Here is a 309-nt window from a genome sequence, read left to right as displayed (position 1 = left end):
AAATAAGGAAACTAAAACCAACGGTTATGATTGGGAGCTTCTATGTGAGGCTCCCTTTTTCATACAAAAATATCACAGAAAGGAACAGAAAACTATGATGAAAGCAATGGAAAAAAGACAGGAAGCACGAAAAAACCAGGAGAAAACTTTAAAGAGAATGATGGCTTATCAGAAGAAATCCGAGCAGATGGTCAACAGAAAAAGAATGAACCATCACATGATCAGAAAGGGGTAAAAGCGTATGATGAACAGAAAAGAATTTTATGAATATGTCAAAGACAATGTAAAGGAGTATCTGCCAGAGTCTTA

1 protein-coding gene is annotated in these 309 nt (G+C 35.6%); it reads left to right on the top strand.

Features of this window, described 5'->3' with window-relative positions; all coding sequences use genetic code 11:
• Window positions 1-235: hypothetical protein (locus G5B12_RS17330; protein ID WP_207719573.1), on the top strand; the 235-nt coding region annotated here is incomplete at its 5' end.
• Window positions 236-309: the final 74 nt, after the last annotated feature.

Source organism: Blautia sp. MSK.20.85 (assembly GCF_013317245.1).
Taxonomy (GTDB): domain Bacteria; phylum Bacillota; class Clostridia; order Lachnospirales; family Lachnospiraceae; genus Blautia_A.
The sequence above is the reverse complement of the archived record's forward strand: the minus strand, read 5'-3'. Positions and strand labels throughout refer to the sequence as shown.